The following is a 24,862-nucleotide window of genomic DNA, read 5'->3' on the forward strand; positions in this document are numbered from 1 at the left end:
AGTGCCGCCGTGCGGTTGTTAGGACTGGGCTGATAAACGGATTGTCTTGCTTGCCAGTTATTTCCGATGTGTTACGTGCGGCCGCAGCGCAGGGTGCCCTGGCTAGGGCAACCCGTTGAGCCCGTCTTGACCCAGTAGCCCGCCGGAGCCGCCGTGGCCTCCGCTGCCGGTGGGTGTTCCGCCGTTGCCGCCGTTGCCGCCGGTCCCGATGAACGCCGCGTTGCCGCCGACCCCGCCGGCGCCGTCGCCTTCCCCGCCCTCGCCGCCGGCTCCGCCGTTGCCGAGCAGCCCTCCGCCGACGCCGCCGGCCCCTCCGGCACCCGCGTCGCCGACTCCGCCGAGTCCGCCGCCGCCACCGGCCCCGCCAAAGCCAACCAGTCTCGCGCTTCCGCCCGTGCCGCCGGCCCCTCCGGTCCCGCTGCCGAACCCGCCGAAGCCCCCGGCCCCGCCCGCCGAGAACAGCAGTCCGGCGTCACCGCCGTTGCCGCCGGCCCCGCCTACGCCGCCGACACCAACGGGTGCGAATCCGCCGTCCCCACCGCCGCCCCCGCTGCCGAACAGCAGCCCGGCGTTGCCGCCGGTTCCGCCGCCACCGGCGAAACCCCCGTGGCTGAAGCCGCCGGCTCCGCCGCTGCCGCCCGGGCCACCGAGCAATCCGCCATCGCCGCCGGCCCCGCCAAGACCTGAAATGGCGGTGGCGCCGCCACCGGTCCCGCCATTGCCGCCGCCGGCCCCGAATAGCCCGCCGAGTAGCCCGCCGGAGCCGCCGGCTCCACCCGAGCCGCCATCGCCATTGAGCACGCTCGCCCCGCCGGTGCCACCGACACCGCCGGCGCCCAGCAGTCCGCCTGCCCCGCCGCCGCCCCCGGCCCCACCGTTACCGCCGCCACCGGCCATGTTGGGTCCGCCGGATCCGCCGGCCCCGCCGGTGCCCGACAGCCAGCCGCCGGCCCCGCCGGATCCGCCGGCGCCGCCGTTGGTAGTCGATGTGAACGAGCTGCCTCCGGCCCCGCCGGTTCCGCCGGCGCCCCATAGCCCGGCCGAACCTCCGGCCCCGCCGTTGTGGCCGACGCCTGGTGCTCCGGACCCGCCGGCTCCGCCGTCACCGAGTAGCCACCCGCCAGGCGTGCCGATCGCCCCGGTGCCAGCAGCGCCGGGGGTGCCATTGCCGATCAGCGGGCGCCCGGTCAGTGCCTGGGTGGGCGCGTTGATGGCGGTGAGGACCTGCTGTTGCAGGTTGTGTAGGGGCGAGGTGCTTGCCGCCGCGTTGAATCCGTCCAGCCCTATGAGTAGCCCGCCGGTGCCGCCGACGCCGGTACCGCCGTTGGTGGTGCTGGCACCGCCGACCCCGGCGTTTCCGCCGTTGCCGAACAGCACACCGGCGCCGCCGTTTCCGCCGGTCCCGCCGCTGACTCCAGCACCGCCGCCGGCACCGCCAGCGCCACCATTGCCAATCAGCTGGCCGGCTCTCCCGCCGGTCCCGCCGGCGCCGCCAAGGACGTTTTCGCCGTAGCCGCCGGCTCCGCCTATCCCGCCGTTGCCGACCACGGCGGCATTGCCGCCGTTGCCGCCGTCGCCACCACCTGTCGTGCCGTACCCGCCGTTCCCGCCGATCCCACCGGTGCCCCACAGCCCGCCGTTGCCGCCGGCCCCGCCGTTGCCGCCGGCGCCGGAGGAGCCGAAGGTGGTGGATCCGCCGGTCCCGCCGCCGCCGCCATCGCCGAACAGCAGTCCCGCGTTGCCGCCTGCCCCTCCGCTACCGCCACTGCGCCCGAGGCTGGCTCCACCGTCGCCGCCGGCACCGCCCGGGCCGGCGAGCAGGCCGCCGTCGCCGCCGGTTCCGCCGGACCCGCCGTCGCCGAACATGCCAGCCCCACCGCCGGTACCGCCCGCACCACCGCCGGCACCGACCATCCCGGCCAGCAGTCCGCCCGCGCCGCCGTGACCGCCGACACCACCGTCATCGAACTCCGAGCTTCCGCCGGTCCCGCCAATCCCGCCGGCGCCCAACAGCCCACCGGGTCCGCCGGCTCCTCCGGCTCCGCCGTACCCCCCGCCGATGCCGGTCGCGGTGCCGCCGGCTCCACCGGCCCCTGCGTTGCCCGCCAGCCAGCCGCCTGCCCCGCCGTCGCCGCCCGCCCCGCCGCGACCATCGACCGTCGAGCCGCCGCCGGCACCCCCGGCCCCTCCGGAACCGAACAGTCCAGCCGCTCCGCCGTTCCCGCCGGGCATCCCCGCCGCGCCCGACCCACCGGCCCCACCATTGCCGAGCAGCCACCCGCCCGGCGCCCCGTCAACTCCGGTCCCCGGGGCCCCGTTGGCGCCGTTGCCGATCAGCGGGCGCCCGGTCAACGCCAACGCGGGTTCGTTTATGGCGGCCAGCAGCGGGTCGGCGATCGATGCTGCACTTGCGGACTCGGCGCCGGCATAGGCGCTCGCGCCCGCGGTCAAGGCTTGCACAAAGCGTTGCTGAAATGTGGCCGCCTGCGCGCTGGCCGCTTGATATGCATGGGCGTGTTGGGAAAACAGGGCCGCAACCGCCGCGGATACTTCGTCCCCGGCCGGGGCCAGAATCCCCGTTGTCGAAGCCGACGCAGCGGCGGTGGCCGTGTTCAGAGCTGTGCCGATGTTGGCTAAATCCGTTGCTGCCGAATCGATCAACTCCGGCAGCGTGATCACGAAGGACATGTGCTACCTCCAATACCGGAATAACCGGCTGGCGTCGGCCCGGGACCGACGCGGTCATGGTTCACCGTAGCGCGATTCGAGACGAGGATCTCTACATCGGGGCGGATACGTTGCGGTACTAGGGGTTTTAGCGTGCGATGAATGAGATGGATAATTCGGCACCGTGCGCCGCTCGGCGAACGTGTATGGGGTGAAGCCGTTTCTGGGCTCTTGTGCTGTCAACAAACAGCCGCCAACCCCCGCGAGGCCGGGACGCACTGCGTTGAGAGCGACTAATCGGCGCCTTGGTGGATCTGTTGGTTGGTGGCCACTTTGGCGACGGCCTCGCCGAGCAGAGCCCCCGCGTAGTCATCGCGGGTCCGCAAGTACATGAAGATGCGTTCGGCGCGGGCGCCGAAGCGGTTCTTCTCGACCTCGGCGTCCATGCCCATCCGAACTTTGCGCATTGACAGGGCGCATGCCCTGCGCACCCAATGCAGGATCGTCACGCGGTAAATGTCTCGATCCCGATACGCGTCGTCAACTCCCAACAGGAACGGCGCATAGGTGTCACCGCACTTGTGCGCGGCCCAGAATCCGACCGGCTGTGGTGGGCCGCCCGCTTCGGCGCGGATTCGGACCACCCCGAGTTCCCAAGCGGGGCTGGTCAGCATGCCCGGGAGCAGCGTCATCGGCAGGTCGAACAGGTTGATCCGAAACTTTTTCTGCTCCAGCTGTTCAAACAGGCCATGCAAGTATTTGGCCTCCTCATCGGTCAGTGGAGCCAGGCCTACTCCGTGGAAGCTCACTTCGGTGTCTTTCGCATGTTCGATAACCCGCCGCAGCTGGTAGCGCTTCTTGTTATGAAGTGCCGAATACCAGGCCGACTCGTCCGGGGCATCGAGGGTGAGGGTGTGAGTGTCGAGGATTGGCACGCGGGAGAAGCCCTCGTCAAGCATGAAGGTATCCATTTCCGGATCTCCGTCGGGCAAGTCTCGCAGCATGATCGCGTCGGCTCCCGCGCGCTCGGATTCTTCGTCCGCGGCGGCCAGAATCAGTCGTAGCGCTTCCCGCCAGGGGCCAGTGCGGTCCAGGTAGAGGTGATTGCCCTCGGACAGCGTGGAACCCGTCATGACGACCGTCGAACTCAGGTAGTACCGGTCTGCTTCCCGCCGCCTCTCGATCTCCCGGGAAACGTCTTCAGCCGCGAGCATGTCATCCTTGGTCAGCAGCGTCGTGAACACGGTTGCGGCGACGACGCGATGGGTGTGGTCGCGGACGATCAGGTAGCGGAACTTCCAGCGATGTTCCGGTGGAGCGTCCTTGGCGCCGTAGATCCGCTCTGCCGCCGCCATCGCGTCCCAGCTACAGTGGGCTGCTTCGCCCAGGACGGTGTCCCAGGTACCCTACCTCGCGCTCCCGTACCTTGTTGATTTGGTGCTCTCACCGCCGAACTTGGGAAGTCGGATGCGCGCGAGCGGGTGAAGGAAACCGAATAGTCCGGAAACGCTTGCGGCCGACCCGTTAGCGGCACGTAGGCTGATGCGCCCGCGCGATGTTGGCGCAACGCGCAGTTCAACGATGTATCCGTGGCCAGAACAGATCGCCCAAGCAGATCAGTTGCCGGGCACAAGGATCAGAAGGAGATGAGCGGTATGGCCATTTCGGCCGCGGTGGCGGCGCCGTGAAAGCCGATGAGTCGGGCCGTTTCCGGCGGCTCGTGAGCCGTTGCCAGCACTGCCGCGTCGTCGGCACAAGTCACGACGACATCGCCGATTCGGAGCCGGTGCTCTGGTGCTACCGAACCGAAAATCCCTGTGGCAATTGCATCGTCGCGGGTGCGGACATCGGCTCGGGTTCCCAGCAGCTCCCGCCAGGTATCCAAGACGTCGGTTGTCGCCCCGGGCACGGTGTGCAGGTAGCGCACCCGCGGTTCACCGGCGACCACCCGGATCCCGGCCGAAAGCCGTGGGTCTGTGTCGAGATCGACGCGAGCATCGGCCGCGACATTGAGGCCACCGTGGTCTGCGGTCACCAGTAGCGCCGCATCCGGCGGCAATGCCTCGACCAGCCGGGTGAGCAAGGAATCCACGCTGCGCCCCGCCTCATGCCACTGGGATGAACCGATGCCGAACAGGTGCGCCGCGGTGTCCAGGTCGGAGGTGTAGGCGTAAACGAGTCCCGGCGCGCCACGCACCTCATCGATGACCAGCTGAGCGTAGTCGTCGCTTGCGCGGGTCGGGTGAAACCGCGCGCCGCGGTACGCCGCTGCGGTCAAGCCGCTGCCGATGAACCACTCCGGCAGCACCGCGCGTGTACTGATGCCCGCCCACGTCAATCGTTCGAACCAGGTTGGGAGGGGCTGCCATTGGCCCTGTGGTGGATCATCGCGCCAGCGGATGTGGTTGAGCACCCGATCGGTTCCGGGGACGTTGACGGTAAAGCCGAGGATGCCGTGCTCACCGGGCATCGCTCCGGTACCCAGGGAGACCAGGCTTGTCGGTGTCGTGGACGGAAACGTACAGCTGAGTTGGCTGACCCGGCCGGCATCACCGGCCAACGAGGCGGCCAGCAGTGCACCATCAGCGGCCAACTCGGGCAGCAAGTGCCAGCCCAGCCCGTCGACCAGGACGACGAGCACGCGGTCGACGTGGCCGACCCGGTCGATCAGCCCGAGCCGGTCTTCGGTGCCCGGGACCCCCAGTAGTGCGCCCGCCGCAGGCAACACGTCGCAGATGGAACCGGGCATGACGGTCAGTCTGGCATGCCGCTACACCCGAGCTAGCCGCTGGTTTGTCACTCGTAGCTGGCGGTGGGTGCTCTCGGCGAGCGCCACCACCTGTTCTGGCGGTAGCCGGCCGCAGAGCCGGCCCCAGTGCACGGCGACTTCTTCGCCGACCGACACATCGGGTACCGCGCTGTATCCGTCGGCCCAAACATCCAGTAGCTGCGATGAGGGCGCGGCCAAAGCCAGCGCCTCGCCATCCCAGATGAGGCTTTGACGCGAAACCTCAACGGCGTCACCGGTGCGGGAGACGACTGTTGCCCAAGTGATTCGGCAACTATCGAGCACGCTCAGCGGATGCTCGTCGAGGCCTCGGCCCAGAAAGCGGGTCCACGGATAGACACCGAAGACGTGGAAGCAGTGATTTCCGGCCGCCTCGTGCGCCAGTTCCGGCGTCAGATGCGACCAATAACGGCCCGCCTGCGGGCCGATGATGGCCAGCAGCTCGTCGAAGAACCGGCCAGGCTCCACGTCGGTGCCGACGCCGCCACCGAGCCAGTATGCCTCGACGAGTCGATAGTCCAACGGATCGGCGATGCCGGTCAGCCGCGAGAGCACCCGCAGGTACGGCCACGCACCCGAGAATTTCCTGGCCGCGGCGCGCACATCGGCAACCGATCCGTCCCGCAGCGTGGCGCCCAGCGGGGGACCGCAATAGCCCAAGGCGTTGGGCGCATAGGCGTAGCGGGCGAACATCTCGGGCCCCCGGATGTCGGGCGGATCAGGGACTGACACGCGTCATGCCCGCCCGGACTGCCCCACGAGCTTGACGGCGTCGCGGTGCAGGCGGCCGAAGTTGTAGTAGGCCGCACAGGCCCCCTCCGGAGACACCATGCACGTGCCGATCGGGGTCTCCGGCGTACACGCGGTGCCGAAGACCTTGCATTCCCAAGGCTTGAGCACACCCTTGAGCACCTCACCGCATTGGCATGCCTTCGGGTCGGCCACCCGTACGCCGGGCATCGCGAATCGCAGCTCGGCATCGAACTCGGCGAAATCGTCACTGAGCCGCAGTGCACTTTGCGAGATGAAGCCCAACCCACGCCACTCGAAGTGTGGGCGCAGGGCGAATACCTTGCCCATCAGTGCCAGTGCGGCGGGGTTGCCCTCTTCGGGCACGACCCGCTTGTACTGGTTTTCCACCTCGCAGCGGCCCTCACGAATCTGACGTAGCAGCATCGTGACCGACGCCAGGATGTCCAACGGCTCGAATCCCGCCACGACCAACGGCTTGTGGTACACCTCGGGCACGAACCGATACGGCCGATTACCCACGACGGTCGAGACATGACCGGGGCCAATGAAACCCGACAAGCGCAGATCCGGCGATTCCAGAATGGCCTTGATCGGCGGAACGATCGTTACGTGATTGCAGAACACACTGAAGTTGGGCAACTCGAGGTCGCGAGCCCGCACCAGGGTCACCGCGGTCGAGGGTGCGGTGGTTTCAAAACCGATGGCGAAGAACACCACCTGTTTGTCTGGGTTGTCGATCGCGACCTTGAGCGCATCCAGCGGCGAATAGACGAACCGAACGTCGGCGCCGCGCGCCTTGGCGTCCAGCAGGCTGCCGTCGGACCCGGGAACCCGCATCATGTCGCCGAAGCAGGTAAAGATGACATCGGGTTGGCCGGCCAGCCACATGGCGTCGTCGATGCGGCCCATCGGGATGACGCACACCGGACAACCGGGGCCGTGCACCAGTTCGACATTGTCTGGCAGGAGGTGTTCGATCCCATGCCGGTAGATGGTGTGCGTGTGTCCGCCGCACACCTCCATGAACTTGAAGTGTTCGGGGCCGGCTCCCGGCAGGTGCGCCAGATGTTCGATGGCGGTCAGCAGTTTTCGGGCCGCCGCCGGATCACGGAATTCGTCGACAAATTTCATCGTCAGCCTCCTCACACGATCGAGGATGAGTCGAAGGCTTCCATCTCGGCTGTGTAGGCCTCGCCGAGCTGCTTGATGGCGGCCAGCGTGAGTAGCGCTTCGCTCTCATCGATCTTGGCCATCGCGAACCCGACGTGAACCAACACCCAATCGTCGGGTTGTGGCGTGTCTTCGTCGAGTAGCCGCACGCTGATCGTGCGCTGCACCCCACTGACATCGACTTTCGCCAAATAGTTCTCCGGATCGGTGATCTCGACGATCCGGCCCGGAATCCCAAGGCACATGTCAGCCCCTCTCTTCTAGCAGCTCAGCAGATTCGCGGCAGCGGGTCGCCGACCAACATGTCGACAATCCGGGTACCACCGAATCCGGTTCGCAGGATTACGGTTTCGGCCGGCTCGGCGATGATCTCGCCAACCTCGGCCGCATCGGCTCCCAGGGGGTGCGACTGCAACGCGGCCAGCCCCGCTTCGGCTTCCTCGGGCGCGACGACAGCGATGAACTTGCCCTCATTGGCGACGTAAAGGGGGTCGATGCCGAGCAGCTCACACGCGCCGTTGACCATCGGAGCCACCGGAAGGCGCTGTTCGTCGAGCAAGACCCCGAAACCACAGGCCTGGGCCAGTTCGTTGCAAACGGTGCCCACCCCGCCGCGGGTGGCGTCGCGCAGCCAGCGGGTGCCCGGGGCGGCCGCCATGAGAAGTTCCACCAGCGGGCTGACCGACGCGGTGTCCGAGTGGATGTCGGCTTCGATGGCCAGATCCCCGCGCGCCAGCATGACCGCCATGCCGTGATCACCCATCGAGCCGGACAACAGCACCTTGTCGCCCGGTCGCACCGAGTCGGCAGATAGCGCACGCCCGGTGGGAATGATGCCGGTCCCGGTGGTCGTGATGAACAGGCCGTCTGCCGCGCCCTTGGGCACCACCTTGGTGTCGCCGGTGACGATCTGCACGCCGGCCTTGGCCGCCGCGTCCGCCATGTCGGCGACGATCTGTTTCAACTCCTCGATCGGGAACCCTTCTTCGAGCACGAAGGCGGCCGAAATCCAGGACGGTACCGCGCCCGCCACGGCGAGGTCGTTGCATGTTCCGTGCACGGCGAGTTCGCCGATCGAGCCACCGGGAAAGCGTCTGGGCTGCACCACGAATGAGTCCGTGGACATCGCCACCCGCTCGCCGCTGGGCAGAGTGAGGATGGCTCCATCGCCCAGCGACTCCAGCAGCGGGTTGCGGAAAGCCTCCATGAACACCGCATCGATCAGCGCCGCGGACGCCTTTCCGCCGGCGCCGTGCGCCAGGGTGACGTGCTCGTCGAGCAGCCTGGGACGTCTGCGGCGGAACGACTCGATGCGCCCAATGACGTCACCTTCGGCAAAGCGCGGTCCTGACGACAAGTATTCGCCGGCTGACTTGCTCATGCCGCCCCCAGATCCCGGTCGACCTTTTCGTGGGTCGCCAACCACAACTGATAGCCCAACAATGCCTGTGACTCCTGAATCCGATGCACGCTTTGTGACCGAACGATGAAGCAGGCGTCGACGTTCGGGTTGTCCGCCATCGCGCCACCGTCGTAGCCGGCGAACCCGACGGTGTACAGACCCCGCTGCCGCGCCTCGGCCAACGCGGTCAACAGGTTCGGTGAATTGCCGCTGGTCGACATGGCGATCGCAATGTCGCCGGCCTGTGCGCGCGCGATCAATTGTCGGGCGAACACCAGCTCGAACCCGACATCGTTGCCCAGCGCGGTGATGATCGCCTGGTCGGCGGTCAGCGACCAGGCCGGCAGTGACGTCGTCGGTGTGCCGATCGGCGGCCGGGCGAACAGGCCGGCCAAGGTCGCGGAATCGGTGCAGCTACCGCCATTGCCGAAGGTGAACAGGCGCCCGCCGACGCGGAAGCGGCATGCCATCTCGGTGGCGGCCTGGTCCAGCAGCTCGGCGTTGGCCTCCAGCGTGGAGCGCCGCAAGGCCAGGCTCTCGGCGGCCTTTGCCTGCGCCGAGGCGGCGAGGTCGGCGAGCAGGGATTGTGGATCTTCTTCCTGCGCGTCGATGAACGGATACAGAAAGTTGGTGGGTTCCTCGCGCGTCATGAGTCGTCCCCGTCGTCGCCGAGGCGGCTGATCGCGGTACCCGCATGCACTAGCACCAGGTCACCGGCGGCGACCGGGTCGATAAGTGTCGTGATCACGTCCTCGATGCCGCGCGCGGTGCGCACCGCGGCCAGCCCGTCGGCCGGGGCTGACACCACCTCGCCCAGCCGGCCTTCGTCGCTGCAGGTGACGCACACCTCCTCGGTGCACTCGGGTTTGAGCAAACCGGAATGTTCGAAGCAGACATGGGTCAATTCCCACAGCAGGTGATAGAACAGCACAAATCCGCCGGTTGCGGGCACTCGCGGGTCGGGATCGTCGAGCCAGAGCAGATGATCGGCCAGCGCGGCCTCGGGGCGGGCGCCACTGCCGATCCAGATCGTGGTGGCGCCCCAGGCCGGACTGCGACGCATCACCGATCGGACGTCGGGCTGGTCGGCGCCGGCCACCGCGACCACGATGTCGCCGGGCCGCACCGATACCCGGACCAGATCCACCAGGTCAGGGCCGGTCAGCGCCACCGCGGGCAAGGCGCGTTTGCCCATGATGACCGGATGGACGAACTCGACCGCGATGTGCAGGGCATGCGGTTCCCACGACGGCGCGATTGACCACATGGTCGCGCCCGCGACGAACCTTTTCGCCAGCGTGAACGCGGCGGCCGCCAGGTCAGCGGCCAGCTCGGAGCTGAGCCCGCGATCGATCGCGGTGGTGGTCATTGATCAGTCCTTTTCCAATCCTCATCCAGTCCTATCAACAAGGAAACCACGGCCTGGCCCAGCGCGAGCCCACCGTCGTTGGGTGGCACCGTATGGTGGGTCAGCACCTCGAATCCTGCTCGCTGCAATCGCTCCCGGCATGCCCGCAGCAGCAGCACGTTCTGGAACACTCCGCCGGTCAGGCCCACCAGCCGCACCTGGCCCGCTACCTGCGCAACCACCTCGGCGACGGCGCGGGCCACCGCTTGGTGAAAACTCGCCGCCAGTACCGCCGGTGGCGTGCCAGCGCGCAGGGCCGATACCAGTGTTTGCACCATCGTGGTCGGGTCGATCACCCCGTCCGGGCGCACGGTGAGCGGTAGTGACGGCCGGGGCCCGTTGCACTCAGCGAGCGCCGACTCGGCGAGCGCCTCGAGTTCGATGGCGGCCTGGCCTTCATAGTCGATCCGGTGGCGGACGCCGAGCAGGGAAGCCACCGCGTCAAACAAGCGGCCCATGCTCGAGCACGGCACACAGCCCGCGCCGCTGGCCAACTGGGAACGCGTCACCCGTAGTTCATCGACTCCCGCCGCAGCGACCGGCGCCAGGTCCGGACTCCACTCGATATGCGCGGTCCACAGCTGCGACAGCGCCATCCGCCACGGATTGCGCACCGCGGCGTCGCCGCCGGGCAGCGGCACCGCCAACAGGTGTCCGGCGCGGGTGAAGCGGTGGCTCTGGGGCCCGAGGACAAGAATCTCCCCACCCCAAATCGTCTCATCACACCCATAGCCAGTGCCGTCAAAGGAGACTCCGACGACGGGTTCGTTGATCCGCCCGTGCTCGGCGAGCAGCGACACCACGTGCGCGTGATGGTGCTGGATCAGATCGAGTGGTCGATCGTCCGCGTGACGCTCGGCCCAGTTGCGGGTGTGGTAACTCGGATGCAGATCGGCGGCCAAACGAACCGGATGGCCGCGTATTTCGCTGAGTTGGCCAACCGCGCGCTCGAAGGCACGCAACGTCTCCCAGGTAGCCATGTCACCGATATGCCCGGATAGGTAGGCCCGTGTGCCGTCGGTCAGACAGAACGTGTTCTTGAGCTCGCCGCCGACGGCAAGAACCGGTGGGCTCTCGACGGCGATGTGTCCGAGGTCGACCGGCAGGGGGGCATAGCCGCGAGATCGGCGGATTGGTAGCTCACGGGCCAGGCCCGCGTCTTCGACCACCCGCACCACCGAGTCGTCGCAGGGCACGTGGATGGGACGGTCGTGGTCGAGCACCGCATCGCACAACATCGAAAGGCGCTCTGCGGCATCAACTTCGGTGAAGCAGATGGGTTCATCGGAGCGGTTGGCGCTGGTCAGCACCAGTGCCTCGGGCGCCGCCGCATCGGCACCCGGGACCGGTGTCAACAGTAGGTGATGGATGGGGGAGTAGGGCAGCATCAGCCCGAGCAGCGGGCTGCCCGGAGCGACGGCGTCGGCGACCGGCGCATCGGGTCGGCGGCGCAGCAACACGATTGGCCGGGCGGGACCGGACAACACCGCGGCCTCGGCATCGTCGATGAAGGCGTAGCGGCGCGCCACGTCCAGATCGCGGACCAAGATGGCGAAAGGTTTGGCCCCACGGCTTTTGCGGGATCGCAGCACACCGACCACCGCGTCGTCGTCGACGGCACAGGCCAGGTGGTAGCCACCAATGCCCTTGATGGCGACGACCTTCGCCGCCGTCAGGGCGTGCTGGGTGGCCGCCAGCGCCGCATCCGCCCCGGCGACGTGCTCGGTTGCACTCCGAAACCACAGCGACGGACCGCAGTCCGGGCAGGCGATCGGTTGGGCGTGAAATCGGCGATCGCCTGGATCGTGGTACTCGGCGGCGCACCGCTCGCACATCGGGAATGCCGACATGGTGGTGCCCGGACGGTCGTAGGGCAGCGTGCGGATGACGGTCAATCTCGGCCCGCAATTGGTGCAGGTCACGAACGGGTGCCGAAAGCGTCGGTCCCGCGGGTCGAAAAGCTCGCGCAGGCAGTCGTCGCACACCGCGATATCCGGCGGAATCGGTGTTGTCGCACCGGTTGCGCCCTGGCTGGCAACGATCCGGAAGCCGGCGGCACCGGCCTGCAGCGCCAACTCGGTAGCCGAGACCGAGCTGATGCGGGCCAACGGCGGAGCGTCTGCGCGCAATCGGCGCGCAAACTCGTCCAGCCCGGCGCGCCCGCCCTGTACCTCGATGAAGACCGCCGCCGAGTCATTGCCGACGAACCCGGACAGACCCAGCTCGCTGGCCAGTTGGTGGACGAAGGGGCGAAAACCCACTCCCTGGACGACACCGGTCACCGTGAAACGCTGTCGGGTCTCGGCGCACCGCACCATCGCGGGCCGCAGCAGGGGGAGGCCGGCCATGTCAGCCGCCGTCGGGGAAGTCGGTGTCGGTTCTGCCGCGGCCCATCAACTCCAGACCGGCCATCGCTTGTTCGGCACCGGCCCGATCCGTTTTCTCGACGGCGAAGCCCATGTGAATGATCACCCAGTCACCGGGTGAAAATGTCTCCTCCGGCAGCATGCCGATATTGACTTTCCGCGCCTCGCCGGTGACCTCGACCAACGCCAATTGCCCCTCGTACCCGTCGAGGATCCTGATTACTTGACCGGGTATGCCCAGGCACATGCTCAGACCTCCTCTCCGGTCGACTGCGCGGTCGCGGGACCCTGTAGCGCCGCCACGATCTCCTCGACCGCTCGCGCGGCGCGGGGGACGGCCTTGGCGACGGGTTCGGTGAGGCCGATACCTTCCTCGACGCTACCCGCCTCGCATCCGACGACAACGGTGTAGGGCGGATTGCCGCCCAGCGCCCGCAGATTGGCGAACACCGTTCCCGGATCCATGCCGTGGGCGTCCAGGCCGGGCGCCTCTGACCAGGACGCTTGATCTGCCTCGAAATCGGCTTGGAAGACGTGCAGGGTGCCCGGATTGCCGCGGCTGGGTACCGCGTCGACGAGCACCAGGGTGTCCCAGCTGTCCAGCAGGTCGTAGGCCAAGTGCATGCCGCGGATGCCGTAGTCGATGACGCGCACACCCGGATCGTTCTGCGGGATGTCGGCTCGCCGGACCACTTCGGAGCCAAATCCGTCATCCCCCAGAAAGATATTGCCGATTCCGGCTACCAGGATGCGTGCTGTCATCGGGCTGGCGGGAGGCTACATGCGCCGCAGCCTGAGGTAGCGACGGGCGTCCGGTAGCGATACCACGCCCATCACCACCGCGGCCGCCACGACCAGCGCGATGATGCCAAGGAAGATCCAGCCTAAGATCTCCATATCGAACTCCTTTCGTTGCTGGTTTGTTCGGATTCCAACGGCTCGACTTCGTCGGGGGAGAAGTACAGGTAGCGCCCGTACCAATCATGCAGATCGGCGGCGGGATCGTCCTCCACCACGACCCCGACGTGGCGGTTGCCCTCAACGTCCTCATGCACCGAGGTGACCCGCGCGATCTTGCCGGCAACAAAGATGTCCTGAGCGTCGGCGTTGCGCCTGGGGTGTAGCCGGACACGGCTGCCCCGCGCGACCCGGACCCCGTTCACCAGCACGCCGTCCAGCTCGGGCCGAACCGCGTTGTCGGCCATGGGATCCCACCAGTCGACTCCCTCGGGCAGCTCAGGGACCAGGCCGGAGACGGCATGCGGATCGCGCAGCACACCGTGCAGGCGCGCCATGGCTTCGGGTGACATGGCGTCGCATTGGTCGATGATCTGGGCGGCGCGCGGATCGGTGGCCCGCGCTTGCGCCTTCTCCTCGTCGGTCATCGTCATCACCCGAAGCGTCAGGATCTCGTCGATCTCCGTGCAGTCGTAGAGTGCGGTGTTGCTCTGTTCGGCGACCTCGGGGTGGTCATAGAGGATGATCGGCGAGATCAGCAGCAGGTCTTGGGTGCCCGGGGGGCCGGCCAGTACGGGGAAGCAGCGGTGCTGGGTGCACCGTGACACCGCATCCGCCGCGGCAGGCGCCGGCTCGAGTAGCGAGACAAACTGGCCTCCAATCACTTCGGCGATCATATGACTGCCGATCATGGACCGAGCGATCACCGAGTCTTTGCCCTCGGTAACGGGATCCACCGGCGGCCCTACATTGCGGAGCCGCAACGAGACTCGCCGCAGGTCGCCGTCGGATTGGCTGGAAACCGTGAGTTCGCCGCGCACTTCCCGGCGTTGTCGCACCAGGCGACCGCCTTCGACCTCCTCGATGTCAGTGGCCGCGGGTGTCAGCACCGGTAGCTGCCACGGTTGGTCCTGATCGTCGAATGTGAGTGGTCCGAATGACATTTCGCACTCGACCGCTTCGTCCCAGGTCAGCCATGATCCGGACGGTGTCGCCAGTTCGTCGACGGCCTCGAACGCGCCGTTGATTTCGCGCTCGGCCCGGCGATGCTGCAACTGCAGGTAGCGCACCGCCACGGTGATCGCCTGGGTGCCCTCGACCAGGAACTCTGCCGCGAGCGTGTCGTCTTCACCCAAGCCGGCATCGGCCGCCGCGGGCGGACCCAAAACGCCGAACTGCCAACGAGACTGGTTCTTGCTGGAGGTCCCACGGTACGGATACAGCAAGTAACCCTCGTAGAGCACCGCATCGGCGACCGCGCGGGCCCGGTCTCGGTTTGAGGTCATTGGGCGACCTCCGGTCGTGCGGCGTCGGCGATCAGGGCGGTGACCGCGTGGTCGAGGTCGAGCAGTCCGTGGGCCGACTTGTAGCGGGCCAGCGCGCTGACGGTGTCATGGGCCAGCCGCACCCAACCGGAATTTGGATAGTGCTGGGCGATCAGCTGATGCCACACCGCGACCGGCATGTCGTATCGATCTTCGCAATCCCAGGACACCTGCTGGACCGAGAATCCGCGCTCGGACTTGACGAAGATGGTCCCGCTGAAGAGAAATTGAAGGGGCAATGCGCCGTCACGGAGCGCATGCAGGTACTTGGCGGCGGTCACCTCGAAGTCGTATGTGCAGTCCAGCGGCAGGGCGACAGTCGTGTTGCCGGCGAATCCGGGCACCATCGCGGTGCAGTGTTGCCACAAGAAGGTGCGCTGGGTGATAGCCCAGCGTTCGCGGGCACCGAAAAGGTCCACCAGTCCGTCCGCCTCGGCATCGGAGTAGGGACGACGCAGCGGCTCGATTCGGACCTGGCAGCGCAGCGCAATGGCGTGCACCGGGTCTTCGCCGCCGGTGTCGATCCCGACGCGGGCGGTCAGCACCGGGCTGACGGCGTAGGGTTCGGGCGCCACGTCCAACACGGCGAAGTTCAGGTCCAGCGGTTGTTCGCTCATCGCGGCGTCTCCACCGCCGTGCCCGCGATTTTCGCGAAAAAGGTGTCGATGAACTCCCTGGCTTGCTGACCGCCATCGAACCCTCGCCACAGCATGCGCAGCCGTCCGACGAACTCGTAGCACGCATCGATCGGAACCAGATAGCTGCGCGGCGCGCCCGATTCGGGGACTTGCACCAGCAGCGCTTCAACGTCGTCGGCAAGCAGTTCGAGTCGCTTGTCGCCGTCTTTGAGGTCGCTCCAGACATCGAGGTCCAGCTCGGACTCGCAGGCCCCGGCCGGGCCCGGATAGAAGGCGACGGCGCGTCCGAGAGCGGAGTTGGTGAAGAAGAACGCCACACCGACCGGGATCTGCAGTGCGTCCCAGGCGCGGCGGTCCAGCGCGAAGTCCGGGAACCACAAGTACCGGTCGGGCACCGCGCGGTAGCGCAACTCGGCAGCCGAATCCGTGAACAACAGATAGCAGGCTCGACAGACGCACATCAGTTGCCGGCCAGCCACATTGACGACGTGCTGGTGCTCATCGGCGATCTCGGTAGCGCACATTTCGCAGCGCTCACCCGCTGGTTCGGGAGGCCGCCGGTTGGCGGTGATCCGCGCCAACACGTCATAGGCCGTGTTCATGCGATGGCTCCCAGCTCTTGACCGCGCAGTGCTATCGAGGGCACACCGTCGCGAATCAGCAGCGGCAGCGGGTCGAGGTGGAGCTCCTGGCGTCCCGCGCCGGCGGGGACGCCGGCCCGCACGACGTCGAAATCCGTTCGGCAGCCCGGGCATCGCAGAAGGGTGCCCAGCAGTCGCGCCCCGGCCAGTGAGTCGCGGCAGATCGGACAATGGTCGCGGTAGGCCAGTACCTGCTCGCCGACGCGGCACGCCAGTAGCGTGGTGTCGCCAATCGCAAAACCGGCGACTTCGCCGGGCACCAGTTCGGCCAGCTCGGGCACCGGGTGCCAACTGGTGGCGCTTGATGCGTCGGTTCCGTTGGAATGCACGCGCGACAACAACGACTCCGCCGGTATCACGCCGGCGGTGCCGGCGGGTTCGGCCGCCACGACCTCGATCGCCGAGATTTCCGGGGCGGCAGCCCGCACCGCGTCCTGTACCGCTAACTCCAGCGTCACCGCCGACGACGGACAGCTCTTGCAGCTGCCGGTGAATGCCAGGCGCACGGTGATGTCACCCGATCGCCCGGTGACGACGTCGATCAATTCGACGTCACCGCCGTGGGATCCGAGATAGGGCCGTACCCCGTCCAAAGCGTCGGACACGCGCCGGTGGACGTCATGCGGGTGTAGGCCGTGGACCAGGAGCAGGCTGGCCACCAGGTCGTCGGTGGCCAGCCGCTCGGCTAGGTCGATGTGCGCGTCCGGGTCCAGACCAGGCTGGGAGAGCAGCCGCATGATCCGCTCGAGCCCGGCTCCGTAGAGGCCGACCACCTCCCGGACCAGTTGCGAAGCGCGCTCCTGCGCGGCGGCTCCGCCGGCCGCGCAGGAGTCCAGGAGTGTCTGGATCCGATCGCCCGCTGTACGCCACTGCACGTCGCTTTCCGAAATTGCCTGGGTAGGTTCCGAGGGGGTTTCCGGGCGATCCGCCATGTGTCACTCCCCGACGGGTGACTGTGTTGGTGTGTGCAGTCTCTCCAGGGTTTTGCCCTTTCCCAGATACATGTGCACCCCGCAAGGCAGGCACGGGTCGAAGCTACGCACGGTGCGCATGACATCGATGCCCTTGAAGTTTTCCCGGTCGTTCTCTTCGAAGATCGGCTGGCCCTGCACGGCATCTTCGTAGGGGCCTGGGGTGCCAAAGCTGTCGCGCGGGTTGGCATTCCACGGGGTGGGCGGATACGGGTGGTAGTTGGCGATCTTGCCGTCGCGAATCACCAGATGGTGGCTCAGCACCCCACGCACGGCCTCGGTGAACCCGCATCCGATGCCCTCGTCGGGCACCTCGAATTTCTCCCAGGTCTTGGTGCGCCCGGCCCGGATCTCGGCGAGTGCTTTCTCGGCGAAGTGCAGGGCGCACGCCGCGGCGTAGGCCTGGAAGTAGGTGCGGGCGCGGTCGCGCTCGATGGTGTTGCTGCCGTGCTTGGGTACCTTCCACTCAAACTCGACCGGGCCCTTCAGCGCGGTCTTGGGCAGGTTGATCTTGACGCTGTTGCCGGTGGCCTTGACGTAGCCGATGTCGACCAGGCCGGCCAGGGCCGTCGCCCACAGCCGGGCCAGCGGACCGCCACCGGTGTCCAGGGCCAGGTGATCCTTGCCGTCAAACCAGCGCGGCGACATCACCCAGCTGTACTTGCCGCCATCCATTTCCCGCTTCTGGGGATGCGGGTTGGTGTGCTGGTTCCACGGGTGGCGTCGATCCACCTTGTTGCCTAGGGGATCGGTCTTGACAAACATCTCCTGGTCGGTCCAGTCGTCGTAATACGAACTGCCCAAAAGGATCCGGATACCCAGGTTGATGTCCACCAGCGAGTGGGTGACCAGCTTGCCGTCGACCACAACACCCGGGGTTACAAACATGGCGTTACCCCAGCGTTCCATGTCCTTGTATTCGAAGTTGCACACCTCGGGATCCTGGAAGGAGCCCCAGCAGCCGAGCAGGGTGCGGCGCAGGCCCACCTTCTCGTAGCCGGGCAGGGCGTCGTAGAAGAAGTCGAACAGATCGTCGTGTAGCGGGACGACCTTCTTCATGAACTCCACGTAGCGCATCAGACGCGTCATGTAGTCGGTCATCAACTGGATGGTCGCGACCGTGCCGACCCCACCCGGGTACAGCGTGGAGGGGTGCACGTGGCGACCTTCCATCAGACAAAACATCTCTCGGGTCCAGCGACTGACTTGCAGGGCTTCGCGATAGAACTCGCCGCTGAACGGGTTGAGCGAGCGCATGATGTCGGCGATGGTCTTGTATCCGTGCGCGTCGGCATGTGGCGCTTCGGTCTTTTCCGCTTTGGCGAGCACTCCGGGGTTGGTTTCGGAGACCATCTTTTCGCAGAAGTCCACGCCGACCAGGTTCTCTTGGAAGATGTTGTGGTCGAACATGTACTCGGCGGCCTCACCGAGGTTGACGATCCATTCACCCAGGTGCGGCGGCCGGACTCCGTAGGCCATGTTCTGCGCGTAGCACGAACAGGTGGCGTGGTTGTCACCGCAGATGCCGCAGATGCGGCTGGTGATGAAGTGGGCGTCGCGGGGATCCTTGCCTTTCATGAAGATGGAGTAGCCGCGGAAAATAGACGAAGTGCTGTGGCACTCGACGACTTCGCGGTTTTCGAAATCGATCTTGGTGTAGATGCCGAGGCTGCCCACGATTCGGGTGATCGGATCCCACGCCATTTCGACGAGCTGGCCGGGTTCGCGCTTGGCAGTGGTGGGCTCGGGGACGATAGTTGTCATCGGAGTCTCTCTGTCTAGAACAAGATGGAGTGCCGGTCGGTTCGTCGAACTACCAGGTGCGGCGGGCTCCAGTGGTGAGTTGGGTGCCCTTGTGGCGCCAGCGCGGTTCCTTGTCGACGGTGCGTTCGGTGATATTGCGCAGACTGCGGATCACCGTTCCGTACAGACCCGACGCGGTGCTGGACAACTTGCCGCCCGGCGGCTCGTCCATGAACGGCATGAACTTGTCCGGGAATCCCGGCATCGTGCAACCGATGCAAATGCCGCCGACGTTCGGGCAACCCCCGATGCCGTTGATCCAGCCGCGCTTGGGCACGTTGCACTTCACAACGGGACCCCAACAGCCCAGTTTGACAATGCATTTCGGTGAACCGTATTCGGTGGCGAAGTCTCCCTGCTCGTAGTAACCGGCCCGGTCGCAGCCCTCGTGCACGGTGTTGCCGAACAACCACTTGGGGCGCAGCGCGTCGTCGAGCGGAATCATCGGTGCCTGCCCGGTGGCCATGTAGAGCAGATACGTCAGGGTCTCCGACAGGTTGTCCGGGTGAATCGGGCAGCCGGGAACGCAGACGATCGGGATGCCGGCCTTGCTCTTCCAGTCCCAGCCCAGGTAGTCGGGCACCCCCATCGCCCCGGTCGGATTGCCGGCCATCGCGTGGATACCGCCGTAGGTGGCGCATGTTCCCACGGCGACGACAGCGGTGGCTTTGGGCGTTAGCCGATCCAGCCATTCGCTGGTGGTCATCGGCTGACCGGTCGCCGGGTCGTTGCCGAACCCGCACCAGTAGCCCTCGTTCTTGATCTTCTCGTTGGGAATCGACCCTTCCACGACGAGCACGAAGGGCTCCAATTCACCGCGTTCAGCCTTGAAGAACCACGCGAGAAAGTCGTCCGCGCCCCCGCTGGGCCCACATTCAAAATCGATCAATGGCCAGTGGACAGCGACCTGAGGCAGGCCCGGAAGTGCGCCTAATGCGATTTCCTCGACGCTGGGCTGGGTGGCGGCAGTCAACGCCACCGAATCGCCGTCACAACTAAGACCTGCATTGATCCACAGAACATGGATCAAGGTTTCTTCTGCTTTGACTGCTGCTTCTGTTGGCATGCTGCAGCTTTCCGGGGCGGGCTGAAGCCCCTCACGCTGCCGGAGTCGACCTTCGGCCCACTTGCGCAGCGTTGTTTTTGGGTCTACCCCGGTTGCCGAGCCTTGTCAATGGTTCGCAGTTAGAACACCAAGCAATGTGGCAAGAAAGCCATTGCATGGCCCATCGTTTGTGCCGAATCCGCTTTGAGCAGAACAGTATTCATGACTTCTGGCCCACCCGATGGGCCCCGGCGAGCGGCTCGGCGGACCATTGTTGGGCTTTCTGCAAATCATTTGCAGCTGAATTAATGCGCGCCGCCAATTGCATGCGTAAAGAGGTCTATTCCGGCGGTAGGCCTTGCGCGAATCGGCGCAACCAGTCGAACCAGGCGGTCATGCCGGCCCCGGTGCGTGCACTCACCGGCAGGATTGTTGCGTGCGCGTTGACCTCTCGGATGTGCGCGACGTATGTGTCGACGTCAGCGTCCAGATAGGGCACCAGGTCGATCTTGTTCAGCAGCACCACATCCACACAGCGGAACATCACCGGGTACTTCAGCGGCTTGTCCTCGCCTTCGGTCACCGAGTAGACCATGGCCTTGGCATGCTCGCCGACATCGAACTCCGCCGGACAGACCAGATTGCCGACGTTCTCGACGATCACCAGGTCCAGGTTCGGCAGGTCCAGACCCGGTAGGGCCCGGTTGACCATTGGCGCGTCGAGGTGGCATTCCCCGCCAAATCCGTTGCTGGTGTTCAGCAGCGATACCTGTGCGCCGCGACCACTGAGTTTGGCGGCGTCCAGATCGGTGGCGATGTCGCCTTCGATCACCCCGATGGCGAACTCGCTGGCGAGCTGGTCGAGGGTGGCTTGCAGCACTGTCGTCTTACCCGACCCGGGGGAGCTCATCAGGTTGAGCGCGCGGATCCCGTTGGTCTCGAAAGCCCTCCGGTTGAGATCGGCGCGCACGTCGTTTTCGGCGAAGATTTCTTCCAACACTTCGATTCGCGCCGGTCCCGTCTGATAGCCGGTGTGATCGCCGTGCTGGTGATGTTCGTGCTCGTGGGTGTGCACCGTGCCGTCGTCGTGACGGTGAAATCTACCCATGCTGGAAACCGTTCATCTTGACTACCTTTCACGAGACATCCAGCGATGTCACCAGGAACTCGTTGCCGTGTAGCACCTCTACATCGGAACTGTCACACTGCGGACACCAGATCGACCACGCCGAGGTGATCTCCGACTGCTGGCCACAGGCGCGACAGCGGACCTCGGCGGTGACGCACTCGAGTTCCAACTCGGCGTCGGGCATGTTCTCCGAGTCGCGCACCAGGGTCCAGCAGAACGACAAAGACTCCGGGACCACCTGCCTCAGCGCACCGACACGCACCCGGACCACCTCGACGTGGCGACCGTCGGCATGCGTCTTGACCACGTTGGCGATCGCCTCACACAGGGCTAGTTCATGCATGGGCGGCAAACGGAGCTCATGTGCCTGTTCTACACCGTGGATCCGCACCGGGGCCATCAGCCCGGGACACAGCGGTGGGGTGCGGCTCGGGTCAGGTCGCGCTATTTGCCGCGGCGGTCCACTTCTCTTCGATGCGGCCGAAGCGCCAGACCAGCATGGCGGCGGCCCAGGTGACCACAAACATGCCGACGACCAGGAAACCGACCAGGTTCAGGTTCAGACCGGCGATCCAATCCCAGAATGCACCCCGCCAGCCGAATTCGTCGGCGAAGAGGCCAAGCAACTCGACGCTTCCGATCAGCAGCGCCACTGCCACCGACAGTGCGGTGATGGTGATGTTGTAGTAGATCTTGCGCACCGGGTTGGAGAACGCCCAGCCATAGGCGAAGTTCATGAACGAACCGTCGATGGTGTCCAGCAGGCACATGCCCGCGGTGAACAGCACCGGCAAACACAGGATCGCGTACCAGGGCAATCCGGCCGCCGCGCTGGTGCCGGCGAGCACCAGCAGCGCGATTTCGGTAGCGGTGTCGAACCCGAGTCCGAACAGCAATCCCACCGGATACATGTGCCAGGACTTGGTGATCGAGTTGGTGAACCGGCCCAGCAGCCGGTTGATCAGTCCTCGGTTGTTCAGCTGCTCCTCGAGTTCGGCCTCGCTGAACTCGCCGCGCCGCAACCGGAAGAAAACGCGCAGGATGCCGGCCAGAATGATGACGTTGAGGATGGCGATCAGATATAGGAACAGCCCGGAGACGCTGGTGCCGATCAGGCCCGTGTAGTGGTGCAGCCTCGAGGAGTCCTCTCGGACCGGGCCGATGATGGTCTTGATCCCGGTTGCCAGCAGGACCGCTAGGCCGAAAACCACGGTGGAGTGGCCCAGGGAGAAGAAGAATCCGGTGGCCAACGGACGCTGGCCGTCGTTCATCAGCTTGCGGGTTGTGTTGTCGATCGCGGCAATGTGGTCGGCATCGAAGGCATGTCGCATGCCCAGCGTGTAGGCGGTCACTCCGATCCCGATACCGAAGGCCCTGCTGCCCACGGCAAGCTGCGCCGGCTCCACCAAGAAAACCAGCGTGCCCCAGCCGACGACATGCAGCGCGGCGATGAAGGCGAACATCGCGCCCAGGCGCCACCATTCCGGCGGCGTCAGGGTGCTGTGCAGCCTGGACCACCACGAAGAGCGTGAGACGAGGTCATTGCTGGCCATGTCGGTCCTTCCGGCACTGGGCACGACGCAACAATCAGACTGTAGGTTCGTCCCCGAGCTGGATGCAAGTCAATTGCAAGAACGCCGCCGCGGCGGCACCGCCGGGTTCCATCACTGGCATTCCCGGGGGATGGGCGCGACACTGAATAGGTGACGACAACGCCGCCGGGGCTGGACCCGGCCGTCACCGAACGCATCGGAGAGTTGCTGCGCGCTCGCGGGTTGCGGCGGATGGCGTCGCGCATCCAGGTGTTGGCGGTGCTCGAACCGGTCAACGGGCACCTGTCGGTGGCCGAGATCCATCAACGGCTGGCCGCGCGGCTTCCCGCCGGTGCACAGCCGCCGGACCTGGCAACCATTTATCGCACCGTCACCACTCTGGTGCAGCAGGGGGTGCTGCACGCGCTGACCCTCGATGGGGGCGTCACCACCTACGGACTGGCCACCGCCGCCCACCACCACGCGGTATGCACCAAATGCGCGGCGATCATCGAAGTACCCGCACGACAGCTGAGCTCGGCGCTGGAGCAGGCGATGGCGGGCAGTTCTTTCGCGCTCTCGGAGCGCGCCGGACTGACGCTGCGCGGGTTGTGTCCGGCGTGTCAAGACAGCGTGGCGGACAAGCCGGAACAGGCAGACCGCTAGTCGAGGTCAGCGCAGATTCAACAGGGCGTTTTCGATCACCTCGGGCAGCGCGGGATGAATCCAGTACTGGCCGCGGGCCATCTCGGCCGCGGTCAGCCCGAAACTCATCGCCTGAATCAACGGTTGGATCACCGTCGATGCGTGATAGCCCATGATGTGGGCGCCCAAGAGCCGACCGGTGGCGCGGTCGCCCACGAGCTTCACGAACCCGGTCGTGTCCTCCATCGCCCAGCCGTACCCGACGTCGGCGTACTCCTGTATCGCAACGGTGATATCGAGGCCCTTTGCCACGGCTTCATTTTCGGTCAACCCGACCCCAGCCAGTTGCGGGCTGGTGAACACCGCAGCGGGGACAAACCGGTGGTCGGTGACGGCCATCGACTCGGTGTCGTCCCAGTCGCAAAGCAGATTCTGCTGCACAACGCGGGCTTCATGGTTGGCTACGTGCTTGAGCTGGTACGGCGAGGACACGTCTCCGAGCGCGAAAACCCCACGCGCGGAAGTCCGTTGGTACTGGTCGACCACTACTCGGCCGTCGGCGACCGCGACGCCGGCTTGCTCGGCATCGATCAGATCGGCGTTGGAAACCCGCCCGGTCGCCACCAGGAGCAGGTCGGCGTCGATGGTTGAGCCGTCGTCGAGCTGCAGCACGACGCCCGAGCCACGGTTTTCCCCGCCCACGATGTTGCGGTGCGTGCGTAGTTCCCACTTGGTCGACGCGATGCGGGTAAACCGCTCACAGATGGTGTCGTCGCAATGGCGTAGCAGACAGCTGCCCCGGATCACCAAGGTGACTCGTGCGCCTAGCGTGGAGAACACATGCGCGAATTCGGCAGCCACAAAACCACTTCCAACGATCACGACGTGTTCGGGCAACTCGGCGATACGCATGACGGTGTCGCTGGTGTGATACTTCAGGCCGGATTCGGCGATGGCCTGGGGAACCACCGGCCGTGACCCGGCCGCGATCACCACCTGGTCAGCGGTGAACTCATCGCCGGCCGCAGTCCGCAACAGGTAGCGTCCGTCAGCCTGGGTCGGCCCGAACCGGGTATGGGAGCCGTATACATCGATGTTGGGTGCCGAGCGTCGGTAGTCCTCGCCGCTGTGCGCGATTGGATCGATACGGCCGAAGACCCGCGAGACAATGTCGTCCCAGCGCACCCGGTCGATGTGCGCGTCGACGCCGTAGCGCGACGCGCCCCGAATGGTCTGGGCCACCTCGGCGGCGTAGACGAACATCTTTGTTGGCAGGCACCCGACGTTGAGGCAGGTGCCGCCGAAGGTGCCTTGCTCGCAGATCGCTGCTCGCTTTCCGGCATAGCGCTCGTCGAGAATGCTATTGCCCGAGCCCGTTCCGATGATCGCGAGGTCGTAGGTTTCCATTCTGGGCCGTTTACCCTTTCCCCGGACGATGCCGAGACGTCGGTGTCTAGTTGGCGATAGGCTATCTGGCCCGGCTGTCCGGTCGGAAAGAAGACGTCGTGTTGGGCGCACTCGTCGATGAGCTGGTGGGTGGCATCGCCCGCCCCGCGGATCCACGCGCGCCAAGGACCGATCCTCAAGGCACGCAATGCTTGTCGAGATGATGCAGCGGGATC

General features: G+C 66.2%; 24 protein-coding genes. 1 reads left to right on the forward strand and 23 read right to left on the reverse strand.

The annotated features are described in order from the left end of the window. Positions 1-102 precede the first annotated feature (102 nt). The 22 genes from CCUG20998_RS08865 to nicT form a co-directional block, all read right to left on the reverse strand. Positions 103-2,688: a PE family protein gene (locus CCUG20998_RS08865; RefSeq protein ID WP_050674502.1), complete on the reverse strand. Its 2,586-nt coding sequence runs from the start codon at positions 2,686-2,688 to the stop codon at positions 103-105. Between the two features lie 272 nt (positions 2,689-2,960). Continuing rightward, positions 2,961-4,022: a GNAT family N-acetyltransferase gene (locus CCUG20998_RS08870; protein ID WP_020728295.1), complete on the reverse strand. Its 1,062-nt coding sequence runs from the start codon at positions 4,020-4,022 to the stop codon at positions 2,961-2,963. Between the two features lie 281 nt (positions 4,023-4,303). Beyond that, the gene (locus tag CCUG20998_RS08875) at positions 4,304-5,416 is read right to left on the reverse strand and encodes an alkaline phosphatase family protein (RefSeq protein ID WP_020728296.1); all 1,113 of its coding nucleotides are present in this window, start codon (positions 5,414-5,416) and stop codon (positions 4,304-4,306) included. 21 nt (positions 5,417-5,437) lie between these two features. Then, positions 5,438-6,187: a DUF6390 family protein gene (locus tag CCUG20998_RS08880; protein WP_020728297.1), complete on the reverse strand. Its 750-nt coding sequence runs from the start codon at positions 6,185-6,187 to the stop codon at positions 5,438-5,440. 3 nt (positions 6,188-6,190) lie between these two features. Next, positions 6,191-7,339 (reverse strand): hydrogenase formation protein HypD, encoded by a 1,149-nt coding sequence (gene hypD, locus CCUG20998_RS08885; protein WP_020728298.1) that lies wholly within the window; start codon positions 7,337-7,339, stop codon positions 6,191-6,193. Positions 7,340-7,350: 11 nt separating this feature from the next. Further along, complete coding sequence (locus CCUG20998_RS08890; protein ID WP_012393655.1) at positions 7,351-7,623, reverse strand: HypC/HybG/HupF family hydrogenase formation chaperone; 273 nt, start codon at positions 7,621-7,623, stop codon at positions 7,351-7,353. 23 nt (positions 7,624-7,646) lie between these two features. Next, positions 7,647-8,759, reverse strand: a complete 1,113-nt coding sequence (gene hypE / locus CCUG20998_RS08895; protein WP_012393656.1) for a hydrogenase expression/formation protein HypE — start codon at positions 8,757-8,759, stop codon at positions 7,647-7,649. Beyond that, positions 8,756-9,430, reverse strand: a complete 675-nt coding sequence (locus tag CCUG20998_RS08900; protein WP_020728299.1) for a D-sedoheptulose-7-phosphate isomerase — start codon at positions 9,428-9,430, stop codon at positions 8,756-8,758. Before CCUG20998_RS08900 ends, hypE begins: the two co-directional genes overlap by 4 nt. Next, on the reverse strand, positions 9,427-10,149 hold the full coding sequence (locus tag CCUG20998_RS08905) for a HypC/HybG/HupF family hydrogenase formation chaperone (RefSeq protein ID WP_020728300.1): 723 nt from the start codon (positions 10,147-10,149) through the stop codon (positions 9,427-9,429). Before CCUG20998_RS08905 ends, CCUG20998_RS08900 begins: the two co-directional genes overlap by 4 nt. Then, positions 10,146-12,536, reverse strand: coding sequence for a carbamoyltransferase HypF (gene hypF, locus CCUG20998_RS08910; protein WP_020728301.1), 2,391 nt, complete (start codon positions 12,534-12,536; stop codon positions 10,146-10,148). The genes CCUG20998_RS08905 and hypF overlap by 4 nt, the downstream gene beginning before the upstream one ends. A gap of 1 nt (position 12,537) precedes the next feature. Next, positions 12,538-12,801: a HypC/HybG/HupF family hydrogenase formation chaperone gene (locus CCUG20998_RS08915; protein ID WP_020728302.1), complete on the reverse strand. Its 264-nt coding sequence runs from the start codon at positions 12,799-12,801 to the stop codon at positions 12,538-12,540. Positions 12,802-12,803: 2 nt separating this feature from the next. Further along, positions 12,804-13,316, reverse strand: a complete 513-nt coding sequence (locus tag CCUG20998_RS08920; protein ID WP_012393661.1) for a hydrogenase maturation protease — start codon at positions 13,314-13,316, stop codon at positions 12,804-12,806. 15 nt (positions 13,317-13,331) lie between these two features. Beyond that, the gene (locus CCUG20998_RS29260) at positions 13,332-13,451 is read right to left on the reverse strand and encodes a DUF6893 family small protein (protein ID WP_015355232.1); all 120 of its coding nucleotides are present in this window, start codon (positions 13,449-13,451) and stop codon (positions 13,332-13,334) included. Next, on the reverse strand, positions 13,439-14,797 hold the full coding sequence (locus tag CCUG20998_RS08925; protein WP_020728303.1) for a hypothetical protein: 1,359 nt from the start codon (positions 14,795-14,797) through the stop codon (positions 13,439-13,441). The genes CCUG20998_RS29260 and CCUG20998_RS08925 overlap by 13 nt, the downstream gene beginning before the upstream one ends. After that, positions 14,794-15,453: a DUF6084 family protein gene (locus CCUG20998_RS08930; RefSeq protein ID WP_020728304.1), complete on the reverse strand. Its 660-nt coding sequence runs from the start codon at positions 15,451-15,453 to the stop codon at positions 14,794-14,796. The genes CCUG20998_RS08925 and CCUG20998_RS08930 overlap by 4 nt, the downstream gene beginning before the upstream one ends. Further along, positions 15,450-16,076 carry a DUF5947 family protein gene (locus CCUG20998_RS08935; RefSeq protein WP_020728305.1) on the reverse strand — a complete coding sequence of 209 codons (627 nt, stop codon included), beginning with the start codon at positions 16,074-16,076 and terminating at the stop codon, positions 15,450-15,452. Before CCUG20998_RS08935 ends, CCUG20998_RS08930 begins: the two co-directional genes overlap by 4 nt. After that, on the reverse strand, positions 16,073-17,047 hold the full coding sequence (locus tag CCUG20998_RS08940; RefSeq protein ID WP_036455426.1) for a NifU family protein: 975 nt from the start codon (positions 17,045-17,047) through the stop codon (positions 16,073-16,075). The genes CCUG20998_RS08935 and CCUG20998_RS08940 overlap by 4 nt, the downstream gene beginning before the upstream one ends. Positions 17,048-17,050: 3 nt before the next feature. Further along, complete coding sequence (locus CCUG20998_RS08945) at positions 17,051-18,850, reverse strand: nickel-dependent hydrogenase large subunit (RefSeq protein WP_020728307.1); 1,800 nt, start codon at positions 18,848-18,850, stop codon at positions 17,051-17,053. Positions 18,851-18,899: 49 nt separating this feature from the next. Further along, the gene (locus tag CCUG20998_RS08950; RefSeq protein ID WP_012393667.1) at positions 18,900-19,955 is read right to left on the reverse strand and encodes an NADH-quinone oxidoreductase subunit B family protein; all 1,056 of its coding nucleotides are present in this window, start codon (positions 19,953-19,955) and stop codon (positions 18,900-18,902) included. A gap of 319 nt (positions 19,956-20,274) precedes the next feature. Beyond that, positions 20,275-21,042 (reverse strand): hydrogenase nickel incorporation protein HypB, encoded by a 768-nt coding sequence (gene hypB / locus CCUG20998_RS08955; RefSeq protein ID WP_012393668.1) that lies wholly within the window; start codon positions 21,040-21,042, stop codon positions 20,275-20,277. 28 nt (positions 21,043-21,070) lie between these two features. Next, positions 21,071-21,406 (reverse strand): hydrogenase maturation nickel metallochaperone HypA, encoded by a 336-nt coding sequence (locus CCUG20998_RS08960; RefSeq protein ID WP_020724735.1) that lies wholly within the window; start codon positions 21,404-21,406, stop codon positions 21,071-21,073. A gap of 91 nt (positions 21,407-21,497) precedes the next feature. Next, positions 21,498-22,616 (reverse strand): Nickel transporter NicT, encoded by a 1,119-nt coding sequence (nicT, locus tag CCUG20998_RS08965; protein WP_012393670.1) that lies wholly within the window; start codon positions 22,614-22,616, stop codon positions 21,498-21,500. A gap of 150 nt (positions 22,617-22,766) precedes the next feature. On the opposite strand from nicT, the gene CCUG20998_RS08970 reads away from it, so the two are divergent. Further along, positions 22,767-23,261 carry a Fur family transcriptional regulator gene (locus CCUG20998_RS08970; protein ID WP_012393671.1) on the forward strand — a complete coding sequence of 165 codons (495 nt, stop codon included), beginning with the start codon at positions 22,767-22,769 and terminating at the stop codon, positions 23,259-23,261. 6 nt (positions 23,262-23,267) lie between these two features. Here CCUG20998_RS08970 and mtr read toward each other — a convergent pair whose 3' ends face one another. Further along, a complete protein-coding gene (mtr, locus tag CCUG20998_RS08975; protein WP_020728308.1) occupies positions 23,268-24,647 on the reverse strand; it encodes a mycothione reductase in 1,380 nt (459 codons plus the stop codon). Positions 24,648-24,862 lie beyond the last annotated feature (215 nt).

Source organism: Mycobacterium marinum (genome assembly GCF_003391395.1).
Taxonomy (GTDB): Bacteria; Actinomycetota; Actinomycetes; order Mycobacteriales; family Mycobacteriaceae; genus Mycobacterium; species Mycobacterium marinum.

Excerpts from the sequence above, each read along its gene's own strand:
- CCUG20998_RS08865 (WP_050674502.1), bottom strand. The coding sequence starts at position 2,688 with ATGTCCTTCGTGATCACGCTGCCGGAGTTGATCGATTCGGCAGCAACG.
- CCUG20998_RS08870 (WP_020728295.1), bottom strand. The coding sequence starts at position 4,022 with ATGGCGGCGGCAGAGCGGATCTACGGCGCCAAGGACGCTCCACCGGAA.
- CCUG20998_RS08875 (WP_020728296.1), bottom strand. The coding sequence starts at position 5,416 with ATGCCCGGTTCCATCTGCGACGTGTTGCCTGCGGCGGGCGCACTACTG.
- hypD (WP_020728298.1), bottom strand. The coding sequence starts at position 7,339 with ATGAAATTTGTCGACGAATTCCGTGATCCGGCGGCGGCCCGAAAACTG.
- CCUG20998_RS08890 (WP_012393655.1), bottom strand. The coding sequence starts at position 7,623 with ATGTGCCTTGGGATTCCGGGCCGGATCGTCGAGATCACCGATCCGGAG.
- hypE (WP_012393656.1), bottom strand. The coding sequence starts at position 8,759 with ATGAGCAAGTCAGCCGGCGAATACTTGTCGTCAGGACCGCGCTTTGCC.
- CCUG20998_RS08900 (WP_020728299.1), bottom strand. The coding sequence starts at position 9,430 with ATGACGCGCGAGGAACCCACCAACTTTCTGTATCCGTTCATCGACGCG.
- CCUG20998_RS08905 (WP_020728300.1), bottom strand. The coding sequence starts at position 10,149 with ATGACCACCACCGCGATCGATCGCGGGCTCAGCTCCGAGCTGGCCGCT.
- hypF (WP_020728301.1), bottom strand. The coding sequence starts at position 12,536 with ATGGCCGGCCTCCCCCTGCTGCGGCCCGCGATGGTGCGGTGCGCCGAG.
- CCUG20998_RS08915 (WP_020728302.1), bottom strand. The coding sequence starts at position 12,801 with ATGTGCCTGGGCATACCCGGTCAAGTAATCAGGATCCTCGACGGGTAC.
- CCUG20998_RS08920 (WP_012393661.1), bottom strand. The coding sequence starts at position 13,316 with ATGACAGCACGCATCCTGGTAGCCGGAATCGGCAATATCTTTCTGGGG.
- CCUG20998_RS29260 (WP_015355232.1), bottom strand. The coding sequence starts at position 13,451 with ATGGAGATCTTAGGCTGGATCTTCCTTGGCATCATCGCGCTGGTCGTG.
- CCUG20998_RS08925 (WP_020728303.1), bottom strand. The coding sequence starts at position 14,797 with ATGACCTCAAACCGAGACCGGGCCCGCGCGGTCGCCGATGCGGTGCTC.
- CCUG20998_RS08930 (WP_020728304.1), bottom strand. The coding sequence starts at position 15,453 with ATGAGCGAACAACCGCTGGACCTGAACTTCGCCGTGTTGGACGTGGCG.
- CCUG20998_RS08935 (WP_020728305.1), bottom strand. The coding sequence starts at position 16,076 with ATGAACACGGCCTATGACGTGTTGGCGCGGATCACCGCCAACCGGCGG.
- CCUG20998_RS08940 (WP_036455426.1), bottom strand. The coding sequence starts at position 17,047 with ATGGCGGATCGCCCGGAAACCCCCTCGGAACCTACCCAGGCAATTTCG.
- CCUG20998_RS08945 (WP_020728307.1), bottom strand. The coding sequence starts at position 18,850 with ATGACAACTATCGTCCCCGAGCCCACCACTGCCAAGCGCGAACCCGGC.
- CCUG20998_RS08950 (WP_012393667.1), bottom strand. The coding sequence starts at position 19,955 with ATGCCAACAGAAGCAGCAGTCAAAGCAGAAGAAACCTTGATCCATGTT.
- hypB (WP_012393668.1), bottom strand. The coding sequence starts at position 21,042 with ATGGGTAGATTTCACCGTCACGACGACGGCACGGTGCACACCCACGAG.
- CCUG20998_RS08960 (WP_020724735.1), bottom strand. The coding sequence starts at position 21,406 with ATGCATGAACTAGCCCTGTGTGAGGCGATCGCCAACGTGGTCAAGACG.
- nicT (WP_012393670.1), bottom strand. The coding sequence starts at position 22,616 with ATGGCCAGCAATGACCTCGTCTCACGCTCTTCGTGGTGGTCCAGGCTG.
- mtr (WP_020728308.1), bottom strand. The coding sequence starts at position 24,647 with ATGGAAACCTACGACCTCGCGATCATCGGAACGGGCTCGGGCAATAGC.